The following is a 19,184-nucleotide window of genomic DNA, read 5'->3' as shown; positions in this document are numbered from 1 at the left end:
ATTTTATCCGGGGCGCTGCTGTTTCAAGGGCCTGTGCTAAGCTGGCGACCCTTTTTTAGCAGTGGAGTCTGGGCGATGAAGGCACGCATCCAATGGGCGGGCGAAGCCATGTTCCTCGGTGAGTCGGGCAGTGGCCATGTGGTGGTCATGGACGGCCCGCCGGAAGCCGGTGGCCGTAACCTGGGTGTACGCCCGATGGAAATGTTGCTGCTGGGTGTGGGCGGTTGCAGCAATTTTGATGTGGTCAGCATCTTGAAGAAGTCCCGCCAGGCAGTGGAAAGCTGCGAAGCCTTCCTGGAAGCCGAGCGCGCCACTGAAGACCCCAAGGTATTTACCAAGATCCATATGCATTTCGTGGTCAAGGGCCGGGCGTTGAAGGAAGCCCAGGTCAAGCGTGCCATCGAGCTGTCGGCCGAGAAGTATTGCTCGGCGTCGATCATGCTGGGTGCCGCGGGTGTGGCCATCACTCACGATTATGAAATCATCGAGTTGGGCTGATTGCGGCAATTGGCAAAAGAAAGGGCGCTTCGAGCGCCCTTTTTTGGGTTTAGATCCTGTAGGTGCTTTTGGTCATGACCTTGGCTAAAACGCTCATGCCGAAGCGCACCGGCGCTGGAAAGCGGAAACCGCCTGCGTCCAGCGCGCTATCTGCATGGTGTTCTTCATCGATGCGCATCTGCTCAAGGATGGCGCGGGATTTTTCATCTTCGGCCGGCAGTTGCTCAAGATGCTCATCCAGATGCTTGCATACCTGATGTTCTGTCGCGGCGACAAATCCGAGGCTGACTTTGTCGCTGATCAAACCAGCGGCGGCACCGATACCAAATGATAAACCGTAAAACAGCGGGTTCAGCACGCTGGGGTGGCTGCCCAATTGGCGGATACGTTGTTCGCACCAGGCCAGGTGGTCGATCTCTTCCTCGGCCGCATGCTCCATCGCTGCACGTACCTGCGGCAATTTGGCGGTCAATGCCTGGCCTTGATACAGCGCCTGGGCACACACTTCGCCGGTGTGGTTGATGCGCATCAGGCCGGCGACATGGCGGGTGTCCGTTTCGCTCATCTGGGCATCGGGCTGTACGATGGCCGGTGACGGGCGGTACGGTTGGCCACTGAATGGCAACAGCGTGCGCATGGCCATATCGGCTTGCAGCAGCAGACGGTCAATCGGCGAGTAGTGACGTTGGGTAGTCATGCTGACCTCCGGGAAGAATCTCGGCGGCCAGTTTACCGCAAGAGAGGACGAAGCGTTTGCGCTGAGTCAATTTGACCCTGGGCACTCAACCCGGCGGCCAGTTCATCTGACGTTGACCCAGCACGTGCATATGGATGTGGTAGACAGTCTGCCCACCGTCTTCATTGCAGTTCATCACCACACGAAAGCCTTTTTCGCAGCCCTGTTCCACGGCCAGGCGCTGGGCGGTGAACAAAATATGGCCGGCCAGGGCTTTGTCTTCCTCGGTCAAGTCATTGAGGGTACGAATCGGCTTTTTCGGAATAACCAGAAAATGCACCGGCGCCTGTGGGGCGATATCGTGGAAGGCGAGGACTTGATCATCTTCATAGATAATCTTGGCGGGTATTTCTCGGTTGATGATCTTGGTGAACAGAGTATCCACAGCTGTTTCTCCAGGGTGAAAGTGTAGGTAAGTGTAATCAGGCGGTTAGCGTGGGCAATAGGCTTTGTTGATGGCGCCGGCAATCTTGCGGGTCAGCCAGCGTGGACTGAAACGTGGGCTGAATGCCAGCCAGCGGTTGCGGCGCCCGGGAATGATGATGGCTTTGTTCTTTTCCAGCGCGCGTACGGTGTAGAGCGCGACTTCCTCCGGGCTCATTAGCTGCTGGCTGCGGTCGAGTTTTGCGGTGTCCATCTGCGCAGTGCCGAAGAACGCGGTGCGCGTAGGGCCGGGGCACAGCACTGAAACCTTGATGCCGCAGGTCTTCAGTTCTTCGCGCAAGCCCTCGGAGAAGTGCAATACATAAGCTTTGCTGGCGTAGTAGCTGCTCATCCACGGGCCTGGCTGAAAGGCAGCGATCGAAGCGACATTGAGTATCTGCCCGCCGCCTTGCAGCGCCATGGAGTTGCCGAGGGCATGGCACATACGGGTTAGCGCCAGGATGTTGACTTCGATCAGGTCTTGCTCGGTCATCCAGTCCTGGGCCAAAAATGGCCCGCTGGTGCCGATGCCTGCGCAGTTGACCAGCAGGTCGATCTGCCGCTCGCCTTCTTCGAGTTCCAGCAAAAAACCGGACAAACGCAGCGGCTCGCCCAAGTCGCAGGCACGAAACAACACCTCGACGCCGAAGCGTTGGGTCAGTTCGGTGGCAATGCTTTCCAACTGATCACGTTGACGGGCCACGAGAATCAGGCTGCGGCCGCGTCGAGCCAGCGCTTCGGCCAAAGCCAGGCCGATGCCGCTGGAGGCGCCGGTGATCAGAGCGTAACGGGTCATGCCTTTCTCCATCGCAACGTCGCCTGCCTGTGACAGTGGCGTCACAGGCAGGCGGGCGTTTCTTCACTGTTGCGTAGAGTCTACAGGTTCGGCTGCGTCGTCAGCACTTTGCTCTGCGGCTTCATCAGTGATGACGCTTTGATCGGCGCCTTCATCGGAGGTGATTGAGCTGCTTTCGTAGCTGCTGTCCATGTTGGCTTCAAGTTGATCCAGGTAGCCGTTCATGCCCAGGGTCAGGCCGATGATGAGCATCAATGGAATAAACGCCAGCCACAGCGAGGCCAGGATTTTCACCGCAGTAGAGTTCGGTGGTGGCGGTGCGCCGTATTGGTTGGCACCCGCGTTCCCCGGCAATACCAGCAACAGGATAGGGAACACGCTATTGACCACTGGAACCAGGTTCAGCAAGTACAGCCAGCCAGACCAGCCCATATCGTGCAAGCGTTGCACACCGATTTGCACGCTCACGACTACCAGAGCAACAAACAGTGCGAAACCCAGTAGCGAGCCGAGGATGATGGCTATGGTTGGCGAGGCTGTCGCCACTGCGAAGCCGACGGTACTGATGATGCCTGCGGCTACCAGCAACGCGACGGTCAGCGCCAGTGTCCAGGCCAGATAACGCAGGCGCCCGATGCGCCCGTGGATGGTGAAGACCTTGAGTGTGGCGAACTCCGGCAAGTCATCGCCAACCGCTGCGCGTGGCGGGGCATAAGGCGAAGCTTCGGAGCGGGAAAAGTCGGAGCCAGGGGAGCTCGTCTCGTGGGTTTCAGCGAGGCTGAACGCCACGGGCTGTTCGGCTTCGATGCGTGCGTCGACCCCGGCGTTTTTCAATGCCGTCAGGTAGGTTTCGGCATCGGGGCGGGAAAGATCGCGTTTGAGCGCGACCGGGCGGCCGGTAAAGAGTTTTTCGATCGCCTCGACATCGCTCTTGAACAGCTCGGCGAGGTTCAGCTTGGCGGTGGTGCTTTCGACACCCGGAAGCAAGGCTCCGTCAAACACAATCTTGAAACGGCTGTCGCTCATGCGGGCATCCTTGTCACTTAATCAGGGAGGGTGTGCAGGCCCGTCCAATCGGCGGGCCGTGCAGTGGGTCAGCGTGGCCAGCGCAGTTGCGCGGCATGCTCGCGTGCTTTGCGGTATTCGGCATCCAGGCGGGCGACGAGTTCATCGACGCTGGGTAAATCATCGATTTCACCGACGCCCTGGCCCGCTGACCATACAGTTTTCCACGCTTTGGCCTCATCGCTCAATGGTTTGAGCTTGGAACCGAAATTGACTTCACCTTTGCCTTGCAGCGCGGCGAGGTCGAAACCGGCATTTTCCAGGCTCTGGCGCATAAAGCTCGCAGGTACGCCGGAGACTGCCGGAGTGTGCACGATGTCGGCGGCGCGCGACGTGAGCAGCATCTCTTTATAGGCATCTGGCGCGTGGCTTTCGGTAGTACCGATAAAGCGCGTGCCGAAATACGCCAAGTCGGCGCCCAGCAACTGGGCGGCGAGAATTTCGTGGCCGTGGTTGAGGCAACCGGCCAGCAGCAGGGTTTTATCAAAGAACTGGCGAATCTCGGCAATCAGAGCGAAGGGGCTCCAGGTGCCAGCGTGGCCACCGGCACCCGCGGCTACAGCAATCAGGCCATCGACGCCCGCCTCAGCGGCTTTCTCGGCATGTCGCCGGGTGGTGACGTCATGAAACACCAGGCCGCCGTAGCTGTGGACGGCATCGACCAGTTCCTTTACCGCGCCGAGGCTGGTGATGACGATGGGTACCTTGTGCTCTACGCAGATTGCCAGGTCTGCTTCCAACCGTGGGTTGCTGTTGTGCACGATCAGGTTCACAGCATAGGGAGCAGGGTTGTCCAACTGGGCCAAGCCCGCTTCGATTTCTTCCAGCCAGGCCCTGAAACCACTGCTTTCACGCTGGTTGAGCGCCGGGAAGCTGCCAACCACGCCATTACGACAGCAGGCCAGGACCAGTTGCGGATTGGAAATCAGAAACATCGGCGCCACCACGACGGGTAGGCGCAGATGTTGTTCCAGTAAAGCGGGCAGCGACATTGGAAGTTCCCCCGAGTAATTGAAACTAGAACGGTTTGACCACGACCAAAATTACGATAGCCAGCAATATCAGAACCGGTACTTCATTGAACCAGCGATAAAAGACATGGCTGCGGGTGTTTTCGCCACGGGCGAAGCGTTTTACCTGCGCTCCACACATATGGTGGTAGCCGATCAGCAGAACGACCAGGGTCAGTTTGGCGTGCATCCACGCGCCTGACTGGAAAATGCCGGGGTTGAGCGCCAGCATCCAGATACCGAAGACCAGTGTGGCAATCATCGCCGGTCCCATGATGCCGCGGTACAGTTTGCGCTCCATAACGCTGAAGCGCTCCTTGCTGACGCTGTCTTCGCTTTGGGCGTGGTAGACGAACAGGCGCGGCAGGTAGAACAGCCCGGCAAACCAGCAGACGATGCTGACGATGTGGAAGGCTTTGACCCATAGATAGAGCATTTTGGTTATTCCTAGGTTCACGGTAGCGAAGATAGTAGTGGCTCATGCGCCCGTACGTCACGTTGACGGTTGTCGCAGGACGATACGGCCCCTATTATCGACGGCTTTCCAGTGGGTTCGTTGAGGGCAGGTTTATGGTCAAGGTCGGTATCGTCGGCGGCACGGGTTACACCGGTGTCGAATTGCTGCGTCTGTTGGCTCAGCATCCGCAAGCTGAGGTGGTGGTCATCACTTCCCGATCCGAAGCTGGGCTGGCCCTGGCCGATATGTACCCGAACCTGCGAGGCCACTATGACGGCCTGGCGTTCAGCGTGCCGGACATCAAGACCCTGGGCGCGTGCGACGTGGTGTTCTTCGCCACGCCTCACGGTGTCGCCCATGCACTGGCCGGTGAGTTGCTGGCGGCCGGCACCAAGGTTATCGACTTGTCGGCCGACTTCCGCCTGCAGGACGCCGATGAGTGGGCCAAGTGGTACGGTCAGCCTCATGGAGCGCCGCAGTTGTTGGAGGAGGCGGTGTACGGCTTGCCGGAAGTCAATCGTGAGAAGATCAAGCAAGCACGCCTGATTGCGGTACCAGGTTGCTATCCGACGGCGACACAGTTGGGGTTCCTGCCATTGCTGGAAGCTGGCTTGGCGGATGCGTCGCGCCTGATTGCCGACTGCAAATCGGGCGTCAGCGGCGCTGGTCGTGGTGCTGCGGTGGGGTCTTTGTACTCCGAAACGTCGGAAAGCATGAAAGCCTATGCGGTAAAAGGCCATCGCCACTTGCCTGAAATCCGCCAGGGGTTGCGTCGCGCCGCGGGCAAGGATGTGGGGCTGACCTTTGTGCCGCACCTGACGCCAATGATCCGTGGGATTCACTCCACGCTTTATGCAACCGTCACTGATCGCTCGGTCGACTTGCAGGCGCTGTTTGAAAAGCGTTATGCCAATGAGCCGTTCGTCGACGTGATGCCGGCGGGCAGCCACCCGGAGACTCGTAGTGTGCGTGGTGCCAATGTGTGCCGTATCGCCGTGCATCGTCCGCAGGATGGCGACCTGGTTGTGGTGCTGTCGGTGATCGACAACCTGGTCAAAGGCGCGTCGGGCCAGGCGGTGCAGAACATGAACATCCTGTTCGGTCTGGATGAGAAGTTGGGCCTGGCCCATGCGGGGATGTTGCCTTAACGCAGTTTGGTGGTTACGCAAAAGGCCCGGTGATCGGGCCTTTCGTGTTTTTATGGCGGCTGCACGGATTGATATACCGTAACAATAGTTGACCGCTTTTCTAGGAGAAGCGGATAATGCCGGTCATTACGCATATGGCGGCGCTACGCCGGGAGATTATCAGCATGAGCGTTGAATCCTTCACCCCCACGGCTTTGCAATTCACCCACGGTGCTGCGCACAAGGTGAAGAGCCTGGTCGATGAAGAGGGTAATGATCGCTTGAAGCTGCGCGTATTTGTTACGGGCGGCGGTTGTTCAGGGTTTCAGTACGGTTTTACCTTCGATGAAGATGTGGCCGATGACGACACCATCGTCGAGCGCGAGGGCGTCAGCCTGGTCGTGGATCCGATGAGCTTCCAATACCTGGCTGGTGCCGAGGTGGATTATCAGGAAGGTCTGGAAGGTTCGCGTTTCGTGATCAAGAACCCTAATGCCACCACTACCTGTGGCTGCGGATCTTCGTTCTCGATCTGATCGCTAGCGGATACAGAAACGCCGCTTGGCTTTTATGGGTCAAGCGGCGTTTTGCTGTCTGAAGCTAGTTTAGGCCGGGTAGATGGCGCCGAGCACCCGTAACCCACGGGCGCCGGTTACGCTAGGGCGGTTGGCGGCGATGCCTTCCAGGCAGCAGTGCGCCAGCCAGGCGAAGGCCATGGCTTCGACCCAGTCCGGGTCTACCCCGTAAGTGGCTGTGCTACTGACGTGAGTAGAAGGCAATAGCGCGGTCAGCCGATTCATCAGCATCGTGTTGTGCGCGCCGCCGCCGCAGATGAGTAACGTCTCAGTGCTCGTCTGTGCGCTTTGCAGAGATTCGACGATGGTGAGGGCCGTCAGCTCCAGCAGAGTGGCCTGCACGTCTTCGGGCTCAAAGACGGGCAACGGGCTCAGGTGCTGTTGCAGCCAGGCCAGATTGAACACTTCGCGACCTGTGCTTTTGGGGCCTTTGGTCAAGAAGAACGGGTCGCTGAGCAATGCGTTGAGTAGTTGAGGCTGAACCTTGCCGCTGGCGGCCCATTGCCCGTCGCGGTCGAAGTGTTCACCGCGCTGGTGGTGAATCCACGCATCCAGAAGAACATTCCCGGGACCGCAGTCGAAACCCGCTACAGGCTTATTCGCCTCGATGAGGCTGAGGTTGCTGAACCCGCCGATATTCAGCACTGCGCGATTGCCAGTGTGCTCGCCAAACATAGCTTCATGAAACGCTGGAACCAGAGGGGCTCCCTGGCCTCCGGCGGCAACATCACGGCTGCGGAAGTCGCTGACTACGCTGATCCCTGTCAGCTCGGTGAGCAGGGCAGGGTTGCCGATCTGCGCGGTAAAGCTTCGAGCGGGTTCATGGCGGATCGTTTGCCCATGGCTGCCAATTGCGCGGATGTCCTGAGGCTTGAAGCGGTTTTGCTCCAGCAAGGCCCGGATGCCTTGTGCGGCGAGTGTTACCCACTGTTGCTGGGCGATTGCCGAGCGGGCGATTTCATCCGGGCCGCTGGCGCACAGGCTCAGCAGTTCAGCCCGCAAGGTGTCTGGCATCGGGATGTAGTGCGTGGCGATCAGCTTGATCGCCGCACCTTGTTCGATAAGGGCGATATCCAGTCCATCAAGGCTGGTTCCGGACATCACACCGATATAGAGCGGCATACCTTAACGCTTCGCCGAAGCCAGCAAGGTAGAGCGCTCTTGATCCATCCGTGCCATCAACGGCTGGCTCTGTTGCATGAAGCGTGCGCGTTCGGCCTTGGCGATCGGATCGGCCATTGGCAGTTTTTGACCCAGGGGGTCGACGTGTACGCCGTTGACCTGGAACTCATAATGCAAGTGCGGTCCGGTGGACAGGCCGGTGGTGCCGATGTAGCCGATCACTTGACCTTGCTTCACGTTGCCGCCGGTTTTGACGCCCTTGGCGAACCCTTGCATGTGGCCGTATAGCGTACGGTAAGTGTTGCCGTGCTGGATGATCACCGTATTGCCGTAACCACCCCGGCGCCCCGCCAGCAGTACCTTGCCGTCGCCCGCCGCCTTGATGGGCGTGCCACGCGGAGCGGCATAGTCCACACCCTTGTGTGCGCGAATTTTGTTCAGAATTGGATGCTTGCGGCCCATGGAGAAACGCGAGCTAATACGGGCGAAGTCCACGGGCGTACGGATGAAGGCCTTGCGCATGCTATTGCCGTCGGCCGTGTAATAGCTGCTATTGCCTTGTTTGTTTGTGTAGCGAACGGCTGTGTAGGTTTTGCCGCGGTTGGTGAAGCGCGCAGAAAGAATGTTGCCAGTGCCCACCACTTTGCCGTTGGCCACTTTCTGTTCGTAGATCACATCGAATTCGTCGCCCTGGCGGATGTCCTGAGCGAAGTCGATGTCATAGCCAAATACGCTGGCCATGTCCATGGTCATGCTGTGGGACAGGCCGGCGCGGGCAGCCGATTGTGACAAGGAGCTGTTGATCACCCCGTGTACGTAGGCGGAGCGCATAACCGGCTTGGTGGTGATGCGGTTGAAGGCGAAGCCTTTAGCACCTTTGCTCAGGCTGATGCTTTCCAGGTCGCTGAGGCTAGTGTGCAGGTTGTTCAACTGGCCGTCTGGCGTCAGTTCAAATTCAAGCTTCTGGCCGCGTTTGAGCTGGGTGAATTGCTTGGCTTGCTTATCACTGGCCAGCACTTCATTGACAGCGGTGGCAGGCAGCCCAACCTTTTCGAACAGGGTGGATAGCGTGTCGCCTTTGCCCACGATGACTTCGCGATGCTGGGGATTCTTTGCGGCAGCTGCCGCAGGTGCTTCCTGGGCGGCTTGCTGGGTGTCTTCGGGAGCGCTTTCGATCTGTGCGAAAGGTGATTCAGTTGCAGTGTTTGTGGCTTGTTGGGCGTCGGAAGCGTCTTGATCTTGTGTCAGTTGTTCAACTGGGCTTTCCAGATCAAGGCTCAGGGATGTTCGTTTGGCTTCTACGTCACTGGAAGGGAATACCAGCAGTGCCAGGCTGAGAAGGGCGGCGATACCACTTGCGGCGAGCAGGTGGGTCTTCGGGTAAAGCGGCGGCGCTTTAGACGGTTCAGTGGTCATAGGTAATTTGACTTTGAAGATGAAATGGAAAAGATGAATGACATGATGAAGATGAAATAACTGTATAAAATATAACCAAATCATCTGTGGCGCAAGCTCGCGAATGCTGGGCTCGCTGAATGGTGTCCGTGCGCAGGGCAAAACTTGTAATTAGTCCCTGATCTTGTATGGTTGGTTCCCTTTTGAATCTGAGCCTTGCGGGTCTGTTATGAAGTCGGTTGAAGAGCAGCTAGCGCTGATAAAACGTGGTGCGGAAGAACTGTTGGTTGAAGCTGAGCTGATCGAAAAGCTTAAGCGTGGCCAGCCCCTGCGTATCAAGGCTGGCTTTGATCCGACTGCGCCGGATCTGCACCTGGGTCATACCGTGCTTATTAATAAGCTGCGTCAGTTCCAGGAGTTGGGCCACCAAGTCATCTTTCTTATCGGTGACTTCACGGGAATGATCGGTGATCCCAGCGGCAAGAGTGCTACGCGCCCGCCGCTGACTCGTGAGCAGGTTCTCGATAATGCCGAGACCTACAAGACCCAAGTGTTCAAGATCCTTGATCCGGCCAAGACCGAGGTGGCATTCAACTCCACCTGGATGGACAAGATGGGGCCGGCAGACTTTATTCGCCTGACCTCCCAGTACACCGTGGCACGTATGCTCGAGCGCGATGACTTCGACAAGCGCTACTCCACCAATCAGCCGATCGCGATTCATGAGTTCCTCTACCCATTGGTCCAGGGGTATGACTCGGTGGCGCTGCGTGCGGATGTGGAGTTGGGCGGTACCGATCAGAAGTTCAACCTGCTGATGGGGCGTGAGTTGCAGCGCGCATACGGTCAGGAGGCTCAGTGCATTCTGACTATGCCGTTGCTGGAAGGGTTGGATGGTGTCAAGAAGATGTCCAAGTCCCTGGGTAACTATGTTGGTATCCAGGAGGCGCCGGGCGTAATGTACGGCAAGCTGGTTTCCATTCCTGATGCGTTGATGTGGCGTTACTTCGAGCTGTTGAGCTTCCGCTCGATGGACGAAATCAATGCGTTGCGTGCGGACGTAGAGGCAGGCGCCAATCCGCGTGATGTGAAGATCAAGCTGGCGGAGGAGATTGTCGCGCGCTTCCATGGCGAAGAGGCGGCTGCCAGTGCGCATCGTGCCGCTGGTAACCGTATGAAGGATGGTGAGCTGCCGGATGATCTGCCTGAGATTGAACTGACCGCTGCCGAGGCTATGCCGATCGCGGCTGTCCTTAATAAGGCGGGCTTGGTGAAGAACTCGGCGGTCGCTCGTGATCTCTTGGGGTCGGGTGGTGTACGTATAGATGGTGAAGTGGTTGATCGCACATTTATATATGAGCTGGGCGCCACGCACGTTTGTCAGGCGGGCAAGAAGGCGTTCGCGCGAATTACGCTCAAATCCGAATAAGTCTGAAAATAGATGTTGACGGCGAATTATATCTGTCTATAATTCGCCCCACTTCCGGCGCAGTCGAAACGGAAAACTCCTTGGTAAACAATGAGTTACGCAGTTTTCGACAGCAAGTTGCTTCAGTTCATCGAAGCCAAAAGGAAGTTGAAAAAGAGGTGTTGACAGCAGCGTGTAACGCTGTAGAATTCGCCTCCCGCTTCGGAGAGATCTTAAGCGCAAGTGGTTGAAGTTGTTGAAGAAATCTTCGAAAGCTTCTGAAAATAATCACTTGACAGCAAATGAGGCTGCTGTAGAATGCGCGCCTCGGTTGAGACGAAAGATCTTAACCAACCGCTCTTTAACAACTGAATCAAGCAATTCGTGTGGGTGCTTGTGGAGTCAGACTGATAGTCAACAAGATTATCAGCATCACAAGTTACTCCGCGAGAAATCAAAGATGTAACCAACGATTGCTGAGCCAAGTTTAGGGTTTCTTAAAAACCCAAAGATGTTTGAACTGAAGAGTTTGATCATGGCTCAGATTGAACGCTGGCGGCAGGCCTAACACATGCAAGTCGAGCGGTAGAGAGAAGCTTGCTTCTCTTGAGAGCGGCGGACGGGTGAGTAATGCCTAGGAATCTGCCTGGTAGTGGGGGATAACGTTCGGAAACGGACGCTAATACCGCATACGTCCTACGGGAGAAAGCAGGGGACCTTCGGGCCTTGCGCTATCAGATGAGCCTAGGTCGGATTAGCTAGTTGGTGGGGTAATGGCTCACCAAGGCGACGATCCGTAACTGGTCTGAGAGGATGATCAGTCACACTGGAACTGAGACACGGTCCAGACTCCTACGGGAGGCAGCAGTGGGGAATATTGGACAATGGGCGAAAGCCTGATCCAGCCATGCCGCGTGTGTGAAGAAGGTCTTCGGATTGTAAAGCACTTTAAGTTGGGAGGAAGGGTTGTAGATTAATACTCTGCAATTTTGACGTTACCGACAGAATAAGCACCGGCTAACTCTGTGCCAGCAGCCGCGGTAATACAGAGGGTGCAAGCGTTAATCGGAATTACTGGGCGTAAAGCGCGCGTAGGTGGTTTGTTAAGTTGGATGTGAAATCCCCGGGCTCAACCTGGGAACTGCATTCAAAACTGACTGACTAGAGTATGGTAGAGGGTGGTGGAATTTCCTGTGTAGCGGTGAAATGCGTAGATATAGGAAGGAACACCAGTGGCGAAGGCGACCACCTGGACTAATACTGACACTGAGGTGCGAAAGCGTGGGGAGCAAACAGGATTAGATACCCTGGTAGTCCACGCCGTAAACGATGTCAACTAGCCGTTGGAAGCCTTGAGCTTTTAGTGGCGCAGCTAACGCATTAAGTTGACCGCCTGGGGAGTACGGCCGCAAGGTTAAAACTCAAATGAATTGACGGGGGCCCGCACAAGCGGTGGAGCATGTGGTTTAATTCGAAGCAACGCGAAGAACCTTACCAGGCCTTGACATCCAATGAGCTTTCTAGAGATAGATTGGTGCCTTCGGGAACATTGAGACAGGTGCTGCATGGCTGTCGTCAGCTCGTGTCGTGAGATGTTGGGTTAAGTCCCGTAACGAGCGCAACCCTTGTCCTTAGTTACCAGCACGTCATGGTGGGCACTCTAAGGAGACTGCCGGTGACAAACCGGAGGAAGGTGGGGATGACGTCAAGTCATCATGGCCCTTACGGCCTGGGCTACACACGTGCTACAATGGTCGGTACAGAGGGTTGCCAAGCCGCGAGGTGGAGCTAATCCCATAAAACCGATCGTAGTCCGGATCGCAGTCTGCAACTCGACTGCGTGAAGTCGGAATCGCTAGTAATCGCGAATCAGAATGTCGCGGTGAATACGTTCCCGGGCCTTGTACACACCGCCCGTCACACCATGGGAGTGGGTTGCACCAGAAGTAGCTAGTCTAACCTTCGGGAGGACGGTTACCACGGTGTGATTCATGACTGGGGTGAAGTCGTAACAAGGTAGCCGTAGGGGAACCTGCGGCTGGATCACCTCCTTAATCGACGACATCAGCTGCTCCATAAGTTCCCACACGAATTGCTTGATTCATTGAAGAAGACGAAAGAAGCAGCCCGAAATTGGGTCTGTAGCTCAGTTGGTTAGAGCGCACCCCTGATAAGGGTGAGGTCGGCAGTTCGAATCTGCCCAGACCCACCAATTTTGTGTGGGAAACGCCTGTAGAAATACGGGGCCATAGCTCAGCTGGGAGAGCGCCTGCCTTGCACGCAGGAGGTCAACGGTTCGATCCCGTTTGGCTCCACCACTACTGCTTCTGTTTGTATAAAGCTTAGAAATGAGCATTCCATCGTTGTGATGGTGAATGTTGATTTCTAGTCTTTGACTAGTTCGTTCTTTAAAAATTTGGGTATGTGATAGAAAGATAGACTGAACGTTACTTTCACTGGTAACGGATCAGGCTAAGGTAAAATTTGTGAGTTCTCTTAATCGAGAAATTCGAATTTTCGGCGAATGTTGTCTTCACAGTATAACCAGATTGCTTGGGGTTATATGGTCAAGTGAAGAAGCGCATACGGTGGATGCCTTGGCAGTCAGAGGCGATGAAAGACGTGGTAGCCTGCGAAAAGCTTCGGGGAGTCGGCAAACAGACTTTGATCCGGAGATGTCTGAATGGGGGAACCCAGCCATCATAAGATGGTTATCTTGTACTGAATACATAGGTGCAAGAGGCGAACCAGGGGAACTGAAACATCTAAGTACCCTGAGGAAAAGAAATCAACCGAGATTCCCTTAGTAGTGGCGAGCGAACGGGGACTAGCCCTTAAGTGGCTTTGAGATTAGCGGAACGCTCTGGAAAGTGCGGCCATAGTGGGTGATAGCCCTGTACGCGAAAATCTCTTAGTCATGAAATCGAGTAGGACGGAGCACGAGAAACTTTGTCTGAATATGGGGGGACCATCCTCCAAGGCTAAATACTACTGACTGACCGATAGTGAACTAGTACCGTGAGGGAAAGGCGAAAAGAACCCCGGAGAGGGGAGTGAAATAGATCCTGAAACCGTATGCGTACAAGCAGTGGGAGCCCACTTTGTTGGGTGACTGCGTACCTTTTGTATAATGGGTCAGCGACTTATTTTCAGTGGCGAGCTTAACCGAATAGGGGAGGCGTAGCGAAAGCGAGTCTTAATAGGGCGTCTAGTCGCTGGGAATAGACCCGAAACCGGGCGATCTATCCATGGGCAGGTTGAAGGTTGGGTAACACTAACTGGAGGACCGAACCGACTACCGTTGAAAAGTTAGCGGATGACCTGTGGATCGGAGTGAAAGGCTAATCAAGCTCGGAGATAGCTGGTTCTCCTCGAAAGCTATTTAGGTAGCGCCTCATGTATCACTGTAGGGGGTAGAGCACTGTTTCGGCTAGGGGGTCATCCCGACTTACCAAACCGATGCAAACTCCGAATACCTACAAGTGCCGAGCATGGGAGACACACGGCGGGTGCTAACGTCCGTCGTGAAAAGGGAAACAACCCAGACCGTCAGCTAAGGTCCCAAAGTTATGGTTAAGTGGGAAACGATGTGGGAAGGCTTAGACAGCTAGGAGGTTGGCTTAGAAGCAGCCACCCTTTAAAGAAAGCGTAATAGCTCACTAGTCGAGTCGGCCTGCGCGGAAGATGTAACGGGGCTCAAACCATACACCGAAGCTACGGGTATCACGTAAGTGATGCGGTAGAGGAGCGTTCTGTAAGCCTGTGAAGGTGAGTTGAGAAGCTTGCTGGAGGTATCAGAAGTGCGAATGCTGACATGAGTAACGACAATGGGTGTGAAAAACACCCACGCCGAAAGACCAAGGTTTCCTGCGCAACGTTAATCGACGCAGGGTTAGTCGGTCCCTAAGGCGAGGCTGAAAAGCGTAGTCGATGGAAAACAGGTTAATATTCCTGTACTTCTGGTTATTGCGATGGAGGGACGGAGAAGGCTAGGCCAGCTTGGCGTTGGTTGTCCAAGTTTAAGGTGGTAGGCTGGAATCTTAGGTAAATCCGGGATTCTAAGGCCGAGAGCTGATGACGAGTTAACTTTTAGTTAACGAAGTGGTTGATGCCATGCTTCCAAGAAAAGCTTCTAAGCTTCAGGTAACCAGGAACCGTACCCCAAACCGACACAGGTGGTTGGGTAGAGAATACCAAGGCGCTTGAGAGAACTCGGGTGAAGGAACTAGGCAAAATGGCACCGTAACTTCGGGAGAAGGTGCGCCGGTGAGGGTGAAGGACTTGCTCCGTAAGCTCATGCCGGTCGAAGATACCAGGCCGCTGCGACTGTTTATTAAAAACACAGCACTCTGCAAACACGAAAGTGGACGTATAGGGTGTGACGCCTGCCCGGTGCCGGAAGGTTAATTGATGGGGTTAGCTAACGCGAAGCTCTTGATCGAAGCCCCGGTAAACGGCGGCCGTAACTATAACGGTCCTAAGGTAGCGAAATTCCTTGTCGGGTAAGTTCCGACCTGCACGAATGGCGTAACGATGGCGGCGCTGTCTCCACCCGAGACTCAGTGAAATTGAAATCGCTGTGAAGATGCAGTGTATCCGCGGCTAGACGGAAAGACCCCGTGAACCTTTACTATAGCTTTGCACTGGACTTTGAATTTGCTTGTGTAGGATAGGTGGGAGGCTTTGAAGCGTGGACGCCAGTCTGCGTGGAGCCAACCTTGAAATACCACCCTGGCAACTTTGAGGTTCTAACTCAGGTCCGTTATCCGGATCGAGGACAGTGTATGGTGGGTAGTTTGACTGGGGCGGTCTCCTCCTAAAGAGTAACGGAGGAGTACGAAGGTGCGCTCAGACCGGTCGGAAATCGGTCGTAGAGTATAAAGGCAAAAGCGCGCTTGACTGCGAGACAGACACGTCGAGCAGGTACGAAAGTAGGTCTTAGTGATCCGGTGGTTCTGTATGGAAGGGCCATCGCTCAACGGATAAAAGGTACTCCGGGGATAACAGGCTGATACCGCCCAAGAGTTCATATCGACGGCGGTGTTTGGCACCTCGATGTCGGCTCATCACATCCTGGGGCTGAAGCCGGTCCCAAGGGTATGGCTGTTCGCCATTTAAAGTGGTACGCGAGCTGGGTTTAGAACGTCGTGAGACAGTTCGGTCCCTATCTGCCGTGGACGTTTGAGATTTGAGAGGGGCTGCTCCTAGTACGAGAGGACCGGAGTGGACGAACCTCTGGTGTTCCGGTTGTCACGCCAGTGGCATTGCCGGGTAGCTATGTTCGGAATAGATAACCGCTGAAAGCATCTAAGCGGGAAACTAGCCTCAAGATGAGATCTCACTGGAACCTTGAGTTCCCTGAAGGGCCGTCGAAGACTACGACGTTGATAGGTTGGGTGTGTAAGCGCTGTGAGGCGTTGAGCTAACCAATACTAATTGCCCGTGAGGCTTGACCATATAACACCCAAGCAATTTGTTTCTCGAAAGAGCATCAGATTGCGGTGTGTGAAGACGCAATGAACCGAAAGTTCGACGCTCACAAAACACCGAAAGCTGTCACATACCCAATTTGCTGAAGCGAGACCAGCTGGTCACGACTCAGTACCCGAATTTCTTGACGACCATAGAGCATTGGAACCACCTGATCCCATCCCGAACTCAGCAGTGAAACGATGCATCGCCGATGGTAGTGTGGGGTTTCCCCATGTGAGAGTAGGTCATCGTCAAGATTAAATTCCGAAACCCCTGTTTGCTAACGCAAACAGGGGTTTTGTTTTGGGCGGTCGAAAAAACTAAAAAACCACCGCTCATGTCCTGGGTGCAAACGCCCGGCGTTTCTATGCAATGACCTTACGCATGGCTATTATGCGTGCCTCATTGTGAGGCGATATTTGCATGCTGATGTTGTTGAAACTACTGAAAGACGGTCGATTCCATTCTGGAGAAGCGCTTGGCGCCGCCCTGGGCGTCAGTCGCAGCGCTGTGTGGAAGCAGCTTCAGCATCTTGAGGCAGAGTTAGGGCTGCCCATTCATAAGGTCCGAGGTCGTGGGTATCAATTGGCTGCGCCGTTGGTGTTCTTGAGTGCAGAGCAAATTTCCCTGAATACGGCCTCTTTAACCTGGCCAGTTCATATTTTCGATTCCATCGACTCCACTAACGCCGAAGCTTTGCGTCTTGTTGACTCAGGGTGCGCAGCCCCCTTTGTCGTACTGGCGGAGCAGCAGACGGCTGGTAGGGGAAGGCGTGGTCGAAAATGGGTCAGTCCGTTTGCGCAAAATGTCTACTACAGCCTCGTGCTGCGCATTGAAGGTGGTCTGCGACAGTTGGAGGGGTTGAGTCTCGTAGTTGGCTTAGCCGTTATGCAGGCGTTGCGTGAGACCGGTGTACAGGGCGCGGCTTTGAAATGGCCAAACGACGTCTTGGTCGGGAGCAAGAAAATTTCTGGCATCTTGCTGGAGCTGGTGGGGGATCCTGCGGATATCTGTCACGTTGTCCTAGGGATAGGCATCAATGTGAATATGCAGAAAGCCGATGATGTGGATCAGCAATGGACTTCAATTCAGCTCGAGACCGGTTCTGCTATTGATCGCAACCAATTGGTGGCGCGTCTGGGGATGCAGTTGCAAGGCTATCTGGATCGACATAAGACTGCCGGTTTTGCCGGGCTGCAAGATGAGTGGGAGCGGCATCACTTGTGGCAGGGCAAGCCTGTGTCTCTCGTTGCGGGTGTTACCCAGATTGATGGGGTGGTGTTGGGCGTGGATCATCAGGGCGCGTTGCGCTTGAATGTCGATGGCGTCGAGAAAATATACAGCGGTGGTGAGTTAAGCCTGAGGTTGCGTGATGATTCTTGAGCTCGACTGTGGGAACAGCTTCATAAAGTGGCGCGTGCTTGAGGCGAGTGATGCAAGTGTCTCCGCCGAAGGCGTGGTGGGTTCGGATAATGCGTTGATTGAGAGCCTGATAGCGCTTCCTGGCCTTCTGCTCACGCGTTGTCGGTTAGTGAGTGTTCGAGCGCTTGAGGAAACCGACAAGCTGGTAGCGGCGTTGGTGAAGGCATTTGGCGTTACCGTTTCCTGTGCGGGTTCCGCGCGACAAATGGCCGGTGTGCGCAATGGCTACGAAGAGTTCGAGCGGCTTGGGCTGGATCGTTGGTTGGCGATGCTGGGGGCATATAAGTTAGCGTCCGGCGCATGCGTAGTGCTCGATTTTGGTACGGCGGCGACCGCAGACTTTATTGATGTGGATGGTGAGCACTTGGGTGGGTTTATTTGCCCGGGCTTGCCACTTATGCGCAATCAGTTGCGAACCCATACGCGCAAGATACGTTATGACGATGCCGCGGCTGAGAGAGCTCTTGAGCGTCTCTCTCCTGGGCGGACGACCGTAGAGGCTGTCGAGCGCGGTTGTACGCTTATGCTAAGAGGGTTCGTGTTGACCCAGCTTGAATTGGCGCGAGGCTATTGGGGCGAGGATTTCACTGTCTTCCTGACGGGTGGGGATGCCGACCTGGTGAGGGATGCTGCGCCTCAGGCTTGTTTGGTCCCGGACCTTGTGTTTGTTGGTTTGGCAATGGCGTGTCCTTTGTCTTGAGGTGATTATGCGCTGGCTGTTTTTGCTTTTACTTGTCCTCAATGTTTTCTACTACGTCTGGCATCAGCAAGAAGCGCCATTGCGTGCCAAGGACGTCACACCGTTGAGTCTCTATCGTGGAACGCAGCAAGATATTCGGCTCCTGAGTGAGTCTGCCGACACGGTGGCGCGGCGTGATCGAGCAAGGGGGGCTGATGCACAAAGCACCTGTCTGTACATTGGTGGTTTCTCGGATCGTCACCAGGCGCTCTCTCTCGAGCAGCGGCTGACAAGCTTGGACATAAGGGTCAGGCTTCAATTGTTGAGCGCGCCTGAAGCCTCGGGTTACTGGTTGCGAGTAGCCCCTGAGAGTAGGCGCTTGGCTGACGATCTGCCCTTTGAAAGCCTTGCTAATGAATTCAATGAGTTAAAACATAAAATAATGCTGTGCGAAGGCATTGCAACTCTCGAATAGTTTGCATAGAATGGCGCCCGCTTCGCAGTGAAGACCTTTAAGGGCTTCAGCGCGAATCGAAGGTCAACGCAGCTAACCTCATATTTTTAATGAGAAAATGCTTGACAGAAGGTCGGCGTGATGTAGAATGCCGGCTCGCTTAGGAGGGGTTCCCGAGCGGCCAAAGGGATCAGACTGTAAATCTGACGTCTACGACTTCGAAGGTTCGAATCCTTCCCCCTCCACCATTTTTAGCGTGAGCTGCAAGCTCCGCGGGTATAGTTTAGTGGTAGAACCTCAGCCTTCCAAGCTGATGATGCGGGTTCGATTCCCGCTACCCGCTCCAAGTTTGCAGGTTGTGCAAGGTGTTTTGCTCTTGTAGCTCAGTTGGTAGAGCACACCCTTGGTAAGGGTGAGGTCAGCGGTTCAAATCCGCTCAAGAGCTCCATATAACAAGGCAGATATGAAAATATCTGCCTTTGTTTTAACAGCTGCCTCGGCTTGTATCGTGTTATGTCTGGCTGAGATTGTCAGGTGATTTCAAG

General features: G+C 55.3%; 15 protein-coding genes, 5 tRNA genes and 3 rRNA genes. 15 read left to right on the top strand and 8 right to left on the bottom strand.

What is annotated here, in order from left to right:
• The first annotated feature begins 75 nt into the window (after positions 1–75).
• On the top strand, positions 76–498 hold the full coding sequence (locus PSEBG33_RS02780) for an OsmC family protein (RefSeq protein ID WP_005792019.1): 423 nt from the start codon (positions 76–78) through the stop codon (positions 496–498).
• Between the two features lie 49 nt (positions 499–547).
• Here PSEBG33_RS02780 and coq7 read toward each other — a convergent pair whose 3' ends face one another.
• From coq7 to hemJ, 6 genes are all read right to left on the bottom strand, one after another.
• Entirely contained in the window at positions 548–1,195 is a 648-nt protein-coding gene (gene coq7, locus PSEBG33_RS02785; RefSeq protein ID WP_005792017.1) for a 2-polyprenyl-3-methyl-6-methoxy-1,4-benzoquinone monooxygenase, read from the bottom strand.
• Positions 1,196–1,280: 85 nt separating this feature from the next.
• A complete protein-coding gene (locus PSEBG33_RS02790) occupies positions 1,281–1,619 on the bottom strand; it encodes a histidine triad nucleotide-binding protein (RefSeq protein WP_005792015.1) in 339 nt (112 codons plus the stop codon).
• 45 nt (positions 1,620–1,664) lie between these two features.
• The gene (locus tag PSEBG33_RS02795) at positions 1,665–2,453 is read right to left on the bottom strand and encodes an SDR family NAD(P)-dependent oxidoreductase (RefSeq protein ID WP_005792013.1); all 789 of its coding nucleotides are present in this window, start codon (positions 2,451–2,453) and stop codon (positions 1,665–1,667) included.
• A gap of 63 nt (positions 2,454–2,516) precedes the next feature.
• Entirely contained in the window at positions 2,517–3,479 is a 963-nt protein-coding gene (locus PSEBG33_RS02800) for a DUF805 domain-containing protein (protein ID WP_005792011.1), read from the bottom strand.
• A gap of 68 nt (positions 3,480–3,547) precedes the next feature.
• Entirely contained in the window at positions 3,548–4,510 is a 963-nt protein-coding gene (locus PSEBG33_RS02805; RefSeq protein WP_005792009.1) for an NAD(P)H-dependent flavin oxidoreductase, read from the bottom strand.
• A gap of 25 nt (positions 4,511–4,535) precedes the next feature.
• The gene (hemJ, locus tag PSEBG33_RS02810; RefSeq protein WP_005792007.1) at positions 4,536–4,964 is read right to left on the bottom strand and encodes a protoporphyrinogen oxidase HemJ; all 429 of its coding nucleotides are present in this window, start codon (positions 4,962–4,964) and stop codon (positions 4,536–4,538) included.
• Between the two features lie 134 nt (positions 4,965–5,098).
• Between hemJ and argC the strand changes: the two genes are divergently transcribed.
• A complete protein-coding gene (argC, locus tag PSEBG33_RS02815; RefSeq protein WP_005792005.1) occupies positions 5,099–6,133 on the top strand; it encodes an N-acetyl-gamma-glutamyl-phosphate reductase in 1,035 nt (344 codons plus the stop codon).
• A 164-nt stretch (positions 6,134–6,297) separates the two neighbouring features.
• Complete coding sequence (gene erpA, locus PSEBG33_RS02820; protein WP_003176443.1) at positions 6,298–6,648, top strand: iron-sulfur cluster insertion protein ErpA; 351 nt, start codon at positions 6,298–6,300, stop codon at positions 6,646–6,648.
• Between the two features lie 69 nt (positions 6,649–6,717).
• On the opposite strand, the gene PSEBG33_RS02825 is transcribed toward erpA, so the two are convergent.
• The gene (locus PSEBG33_RS02825; RefSeq protein ID WP_005792002.1) at positions 6,718–7,809 is read right to left on the bottom strand and encodes an anhydro-N-acetylmuramic acid kinase; all 1,092 of its coding nucleotides are present in this window, start codon (positions 7,807–7,809) and stop codon (positions 6,718–6,720) included.
• 3 nt (positions 7,810–7,812) lie between these two features.
• Positions 7,813–9,225: a peptidoglycan DD-metalloendopeptidase family protein gene (locus PSEBG33_RS02830; protein ID WP_005792000.1), complete on the bottom strand. Its 1,413-nt coding sequence runs from the start codon at positions 9,223–9,225 to the stop codon at positions 7,813–7,815.
• A gap of 208 nt (positions 9,226–9,433) precedes the next feature.
• Here PSEBG33_RS02830 and tyrS point away from each other — a divergent pair, with 208 nt between their 5' ends.
• The 12 genes from tyrS (at position 9,434) to PSEBG33_RS02890 (ending at position 19,087) form a co-directional block, all read left to right on the top strand.
• Complete coding sequence (gene tyrS, locus PSEBG33_RS02835; RefSeq protein ID WP_005791998.1) at positions 9,434–10,633, top strand: tyrosine--tRNA ligase; 1,200 nt, start codon at positions 9,434–9,436, stop codon at positions 10,631–10,633.
• Positions 10,634–11,129: 496 nt separating this feature from the next.
• Positions 11,130–12,666: ribosomal RNA gene (locus tag PSEBG33_RS02840) — 16S ribosomal RNA — on the top strand.
• Between the two features lie 81 nt (positions 12,667–12,747).
• A tRNA-Ile gene (locus tag PSEBG33_RS02845) sits at positions 12,748–12,824 on the top strand.
• Positions 12,825–12,854: 30 nt separating this feature from the next.
• Positions 12,855–12,930: transfer RNA gene (locus tag PSEBG33_RS02850), tRNA-Ala, on the top strand.
• A gap of 247 nt (positions 12,931–13,177) precedes the next feature.
• A 23S ribosomal RNA gene (locus PSEBG33_RS02855) occupies positions 13,178–16,069 on the top strand.
• 156 nt (positions 16,070–16,225) lie between these two features.
• Positions 16,226–16,341, top strand: a 5S ribosomal RNA gene (gene rrf / locus PSEBG33_RS02860).
• Together the 16S, 23S and 5S rRNA genes with 2 tRNA genes alongside form the textbook arrangement of a ribosomal RNA operon.
• Before the next feature lie 166 nt (positions 16,342–16,507).
• Positions 16,508–17,467: a bifunctional biotin--[acetyl-CoA-carboxylase] ligase/biotin operon repressor BirA gene (birA, locus tag PSEBG33_RS02865; RefSeq protein ID WP_005791996.1), complete on the top strand. Its 960-nt coding sequence runs from the start codon at positions 16,508–16,510 to the stop codon at positions 17,465–17,467.
• A complete protein-coding gene (locus tag PSEBG33_RS02870) occupies positions 17,457–18,206 on the top strand; it encodes a pantothenate kinase (RefSeq protein ID WP_005791994.1) in 750 nt (249 codons plus the stop codon). The genes birA and PSEBG33_RS02870 overlap by 11 nt, the downstream gene beginning before the upstream one ends.
• Before the next feature lie 7 nt (positions 18,207–18,213).
• Complete coding sequence (locus PSEBG33_RS02875; protein ID WP_005791992.1) at positions 18,214–18,660, top strand: hypothetical protein; 447 nt, start codon at positions 18,214–18,216, stop codon at positions 18,658–18,660.
• 142 nt (positions 18,661–18,802) lie between these two features.
• Positions 18,803–18,887: transfer RNA gene (locus PSEBG33_RS02880), tRNA-Tyr, on the top strand.
• A 24-nt stretch (positions 18,888–18,911) separates the two neighbouring features.
• Positions 18,912–18,985, top strand: a tRNA-Gly gene (locus PSEBG33_RS02885).
• A gap of 26 nt (positions 18,986–19,011) precedes the next feature.
• Positions 19,012–19,087 (top strand) — tRNA-Thr (locus PSEBG33_RS02890).
• Positions 19,088–19,184: the final 97 nt, after the last annotated feature.

Origin of the sequence: Pseudomonas synxantha BG33R (assembly GCF_000263715.2) — a bacterium.
Taxonomy (GTDB): Bacteria; Pseudomonadota; Gammaproteobacteria; order Pseudomonadales; family Pseudomonadaceae; genus Aquipseudomonas; species Aquipseudomonas synxantha_A.
Note: the sequence above shows the minus strand (reverse complement) of the source record. Positions and strands in the feature narration are given on the sequence as shown.

Coding starts and splice junctions, on each gene's coding strand:
- PSEBG33_RS02780 (WP_005792019.1), top strand. CDS start 76: ATGAAGGCACGCATCCAATGGGCGGGCGAAGCCATGTTCCTCGGTGAG.
- coq7 (WP_005792017.1), bottom strand. CDS start 1,195: ATGACTACCCAACGTCACTACTCGCCGATTGACCGTCTGCTGCTGCAA.
- PSEBG33_RS02795 (WP_005792013.1), bottom strand. CDS start 2,453: ATGACCCGTTACGCTCTGATCACCGGCGCCTCCAGCGGCATCGGCCTG.
- PSEBG33_RS02800 (WP_005792011.1), bottom strand. CDS start 3,479: ATGAGCGACAGCCGTTTCAAGATTGTGTTTGACGGAGCCTTGCTTCCG.
- PSEBG33_RS02805 (WP_005792009.1), bottom strand. CDS start 4,510: ATGTCGCTGCCCGCTTTACTGGAACAACATCTGCGCCTACCCGTCGTG.
- hemJ (WP_005792007.1), bottom strand. CDS start 4,964: ATGCTCTATCTATGGGTCAAAGCCTTCCACATCGTCAGCATCGTCTGC.
- argC (WP_005792005.1), top strand. CDS start 5,099: ATGGTCAAGGTCGGTATCGTCGGCGGCACGGGTTACACCGGTGTCGAA.
- erpA (WP_003176443.1), top strand. CDS start 6,298: ATGAGCGTTGAATCCTTCACCCCCACGGCTTTGCAATTCACCCACGGT.
- PSEBG33_RS02825 (WP_005792002.1), bottom strand. CDS start 7,809: ATGCCGCTCTATATCGGTGTGATGTCCGGAACCAGCCTTGATGGACTG.
- PSEBG33_RS02830 (WP_005792000.1), bottom strand. CDS start 9,225: ATGACCACTGAACCGTCTAAAGCGCCGCCGCTTTACCCGAAGACCCAC.
- tyrS (WP_005791998.1), top strand. CDS start 9,434: ATGAAGTCGGTTGAAGAGCAGCTAGCGCTGATAAAACGTGGTGCGGAA.
- birA (WP_005791996.1), top strand. CDS start 16,508: ATGCTGATGTTGTTGAAACTACTGAAAGACGGTCGATTCCATTCTGGA.
- PSEBG33_RS02870 (WP_005791994.1), top strand. CDS start 17,457: ATGATTCTTGAGCTCGACTGTGGGAACAGCTTCATAAAGTGGCGCGTG.
- PSEBG33_RS02875 (WP_005791992.1), top strand. CDS start 18,214: ATGCGCTGGCTGTTTTTGCTTTTACTTGTCCTCAATGTTTTCTACTAC.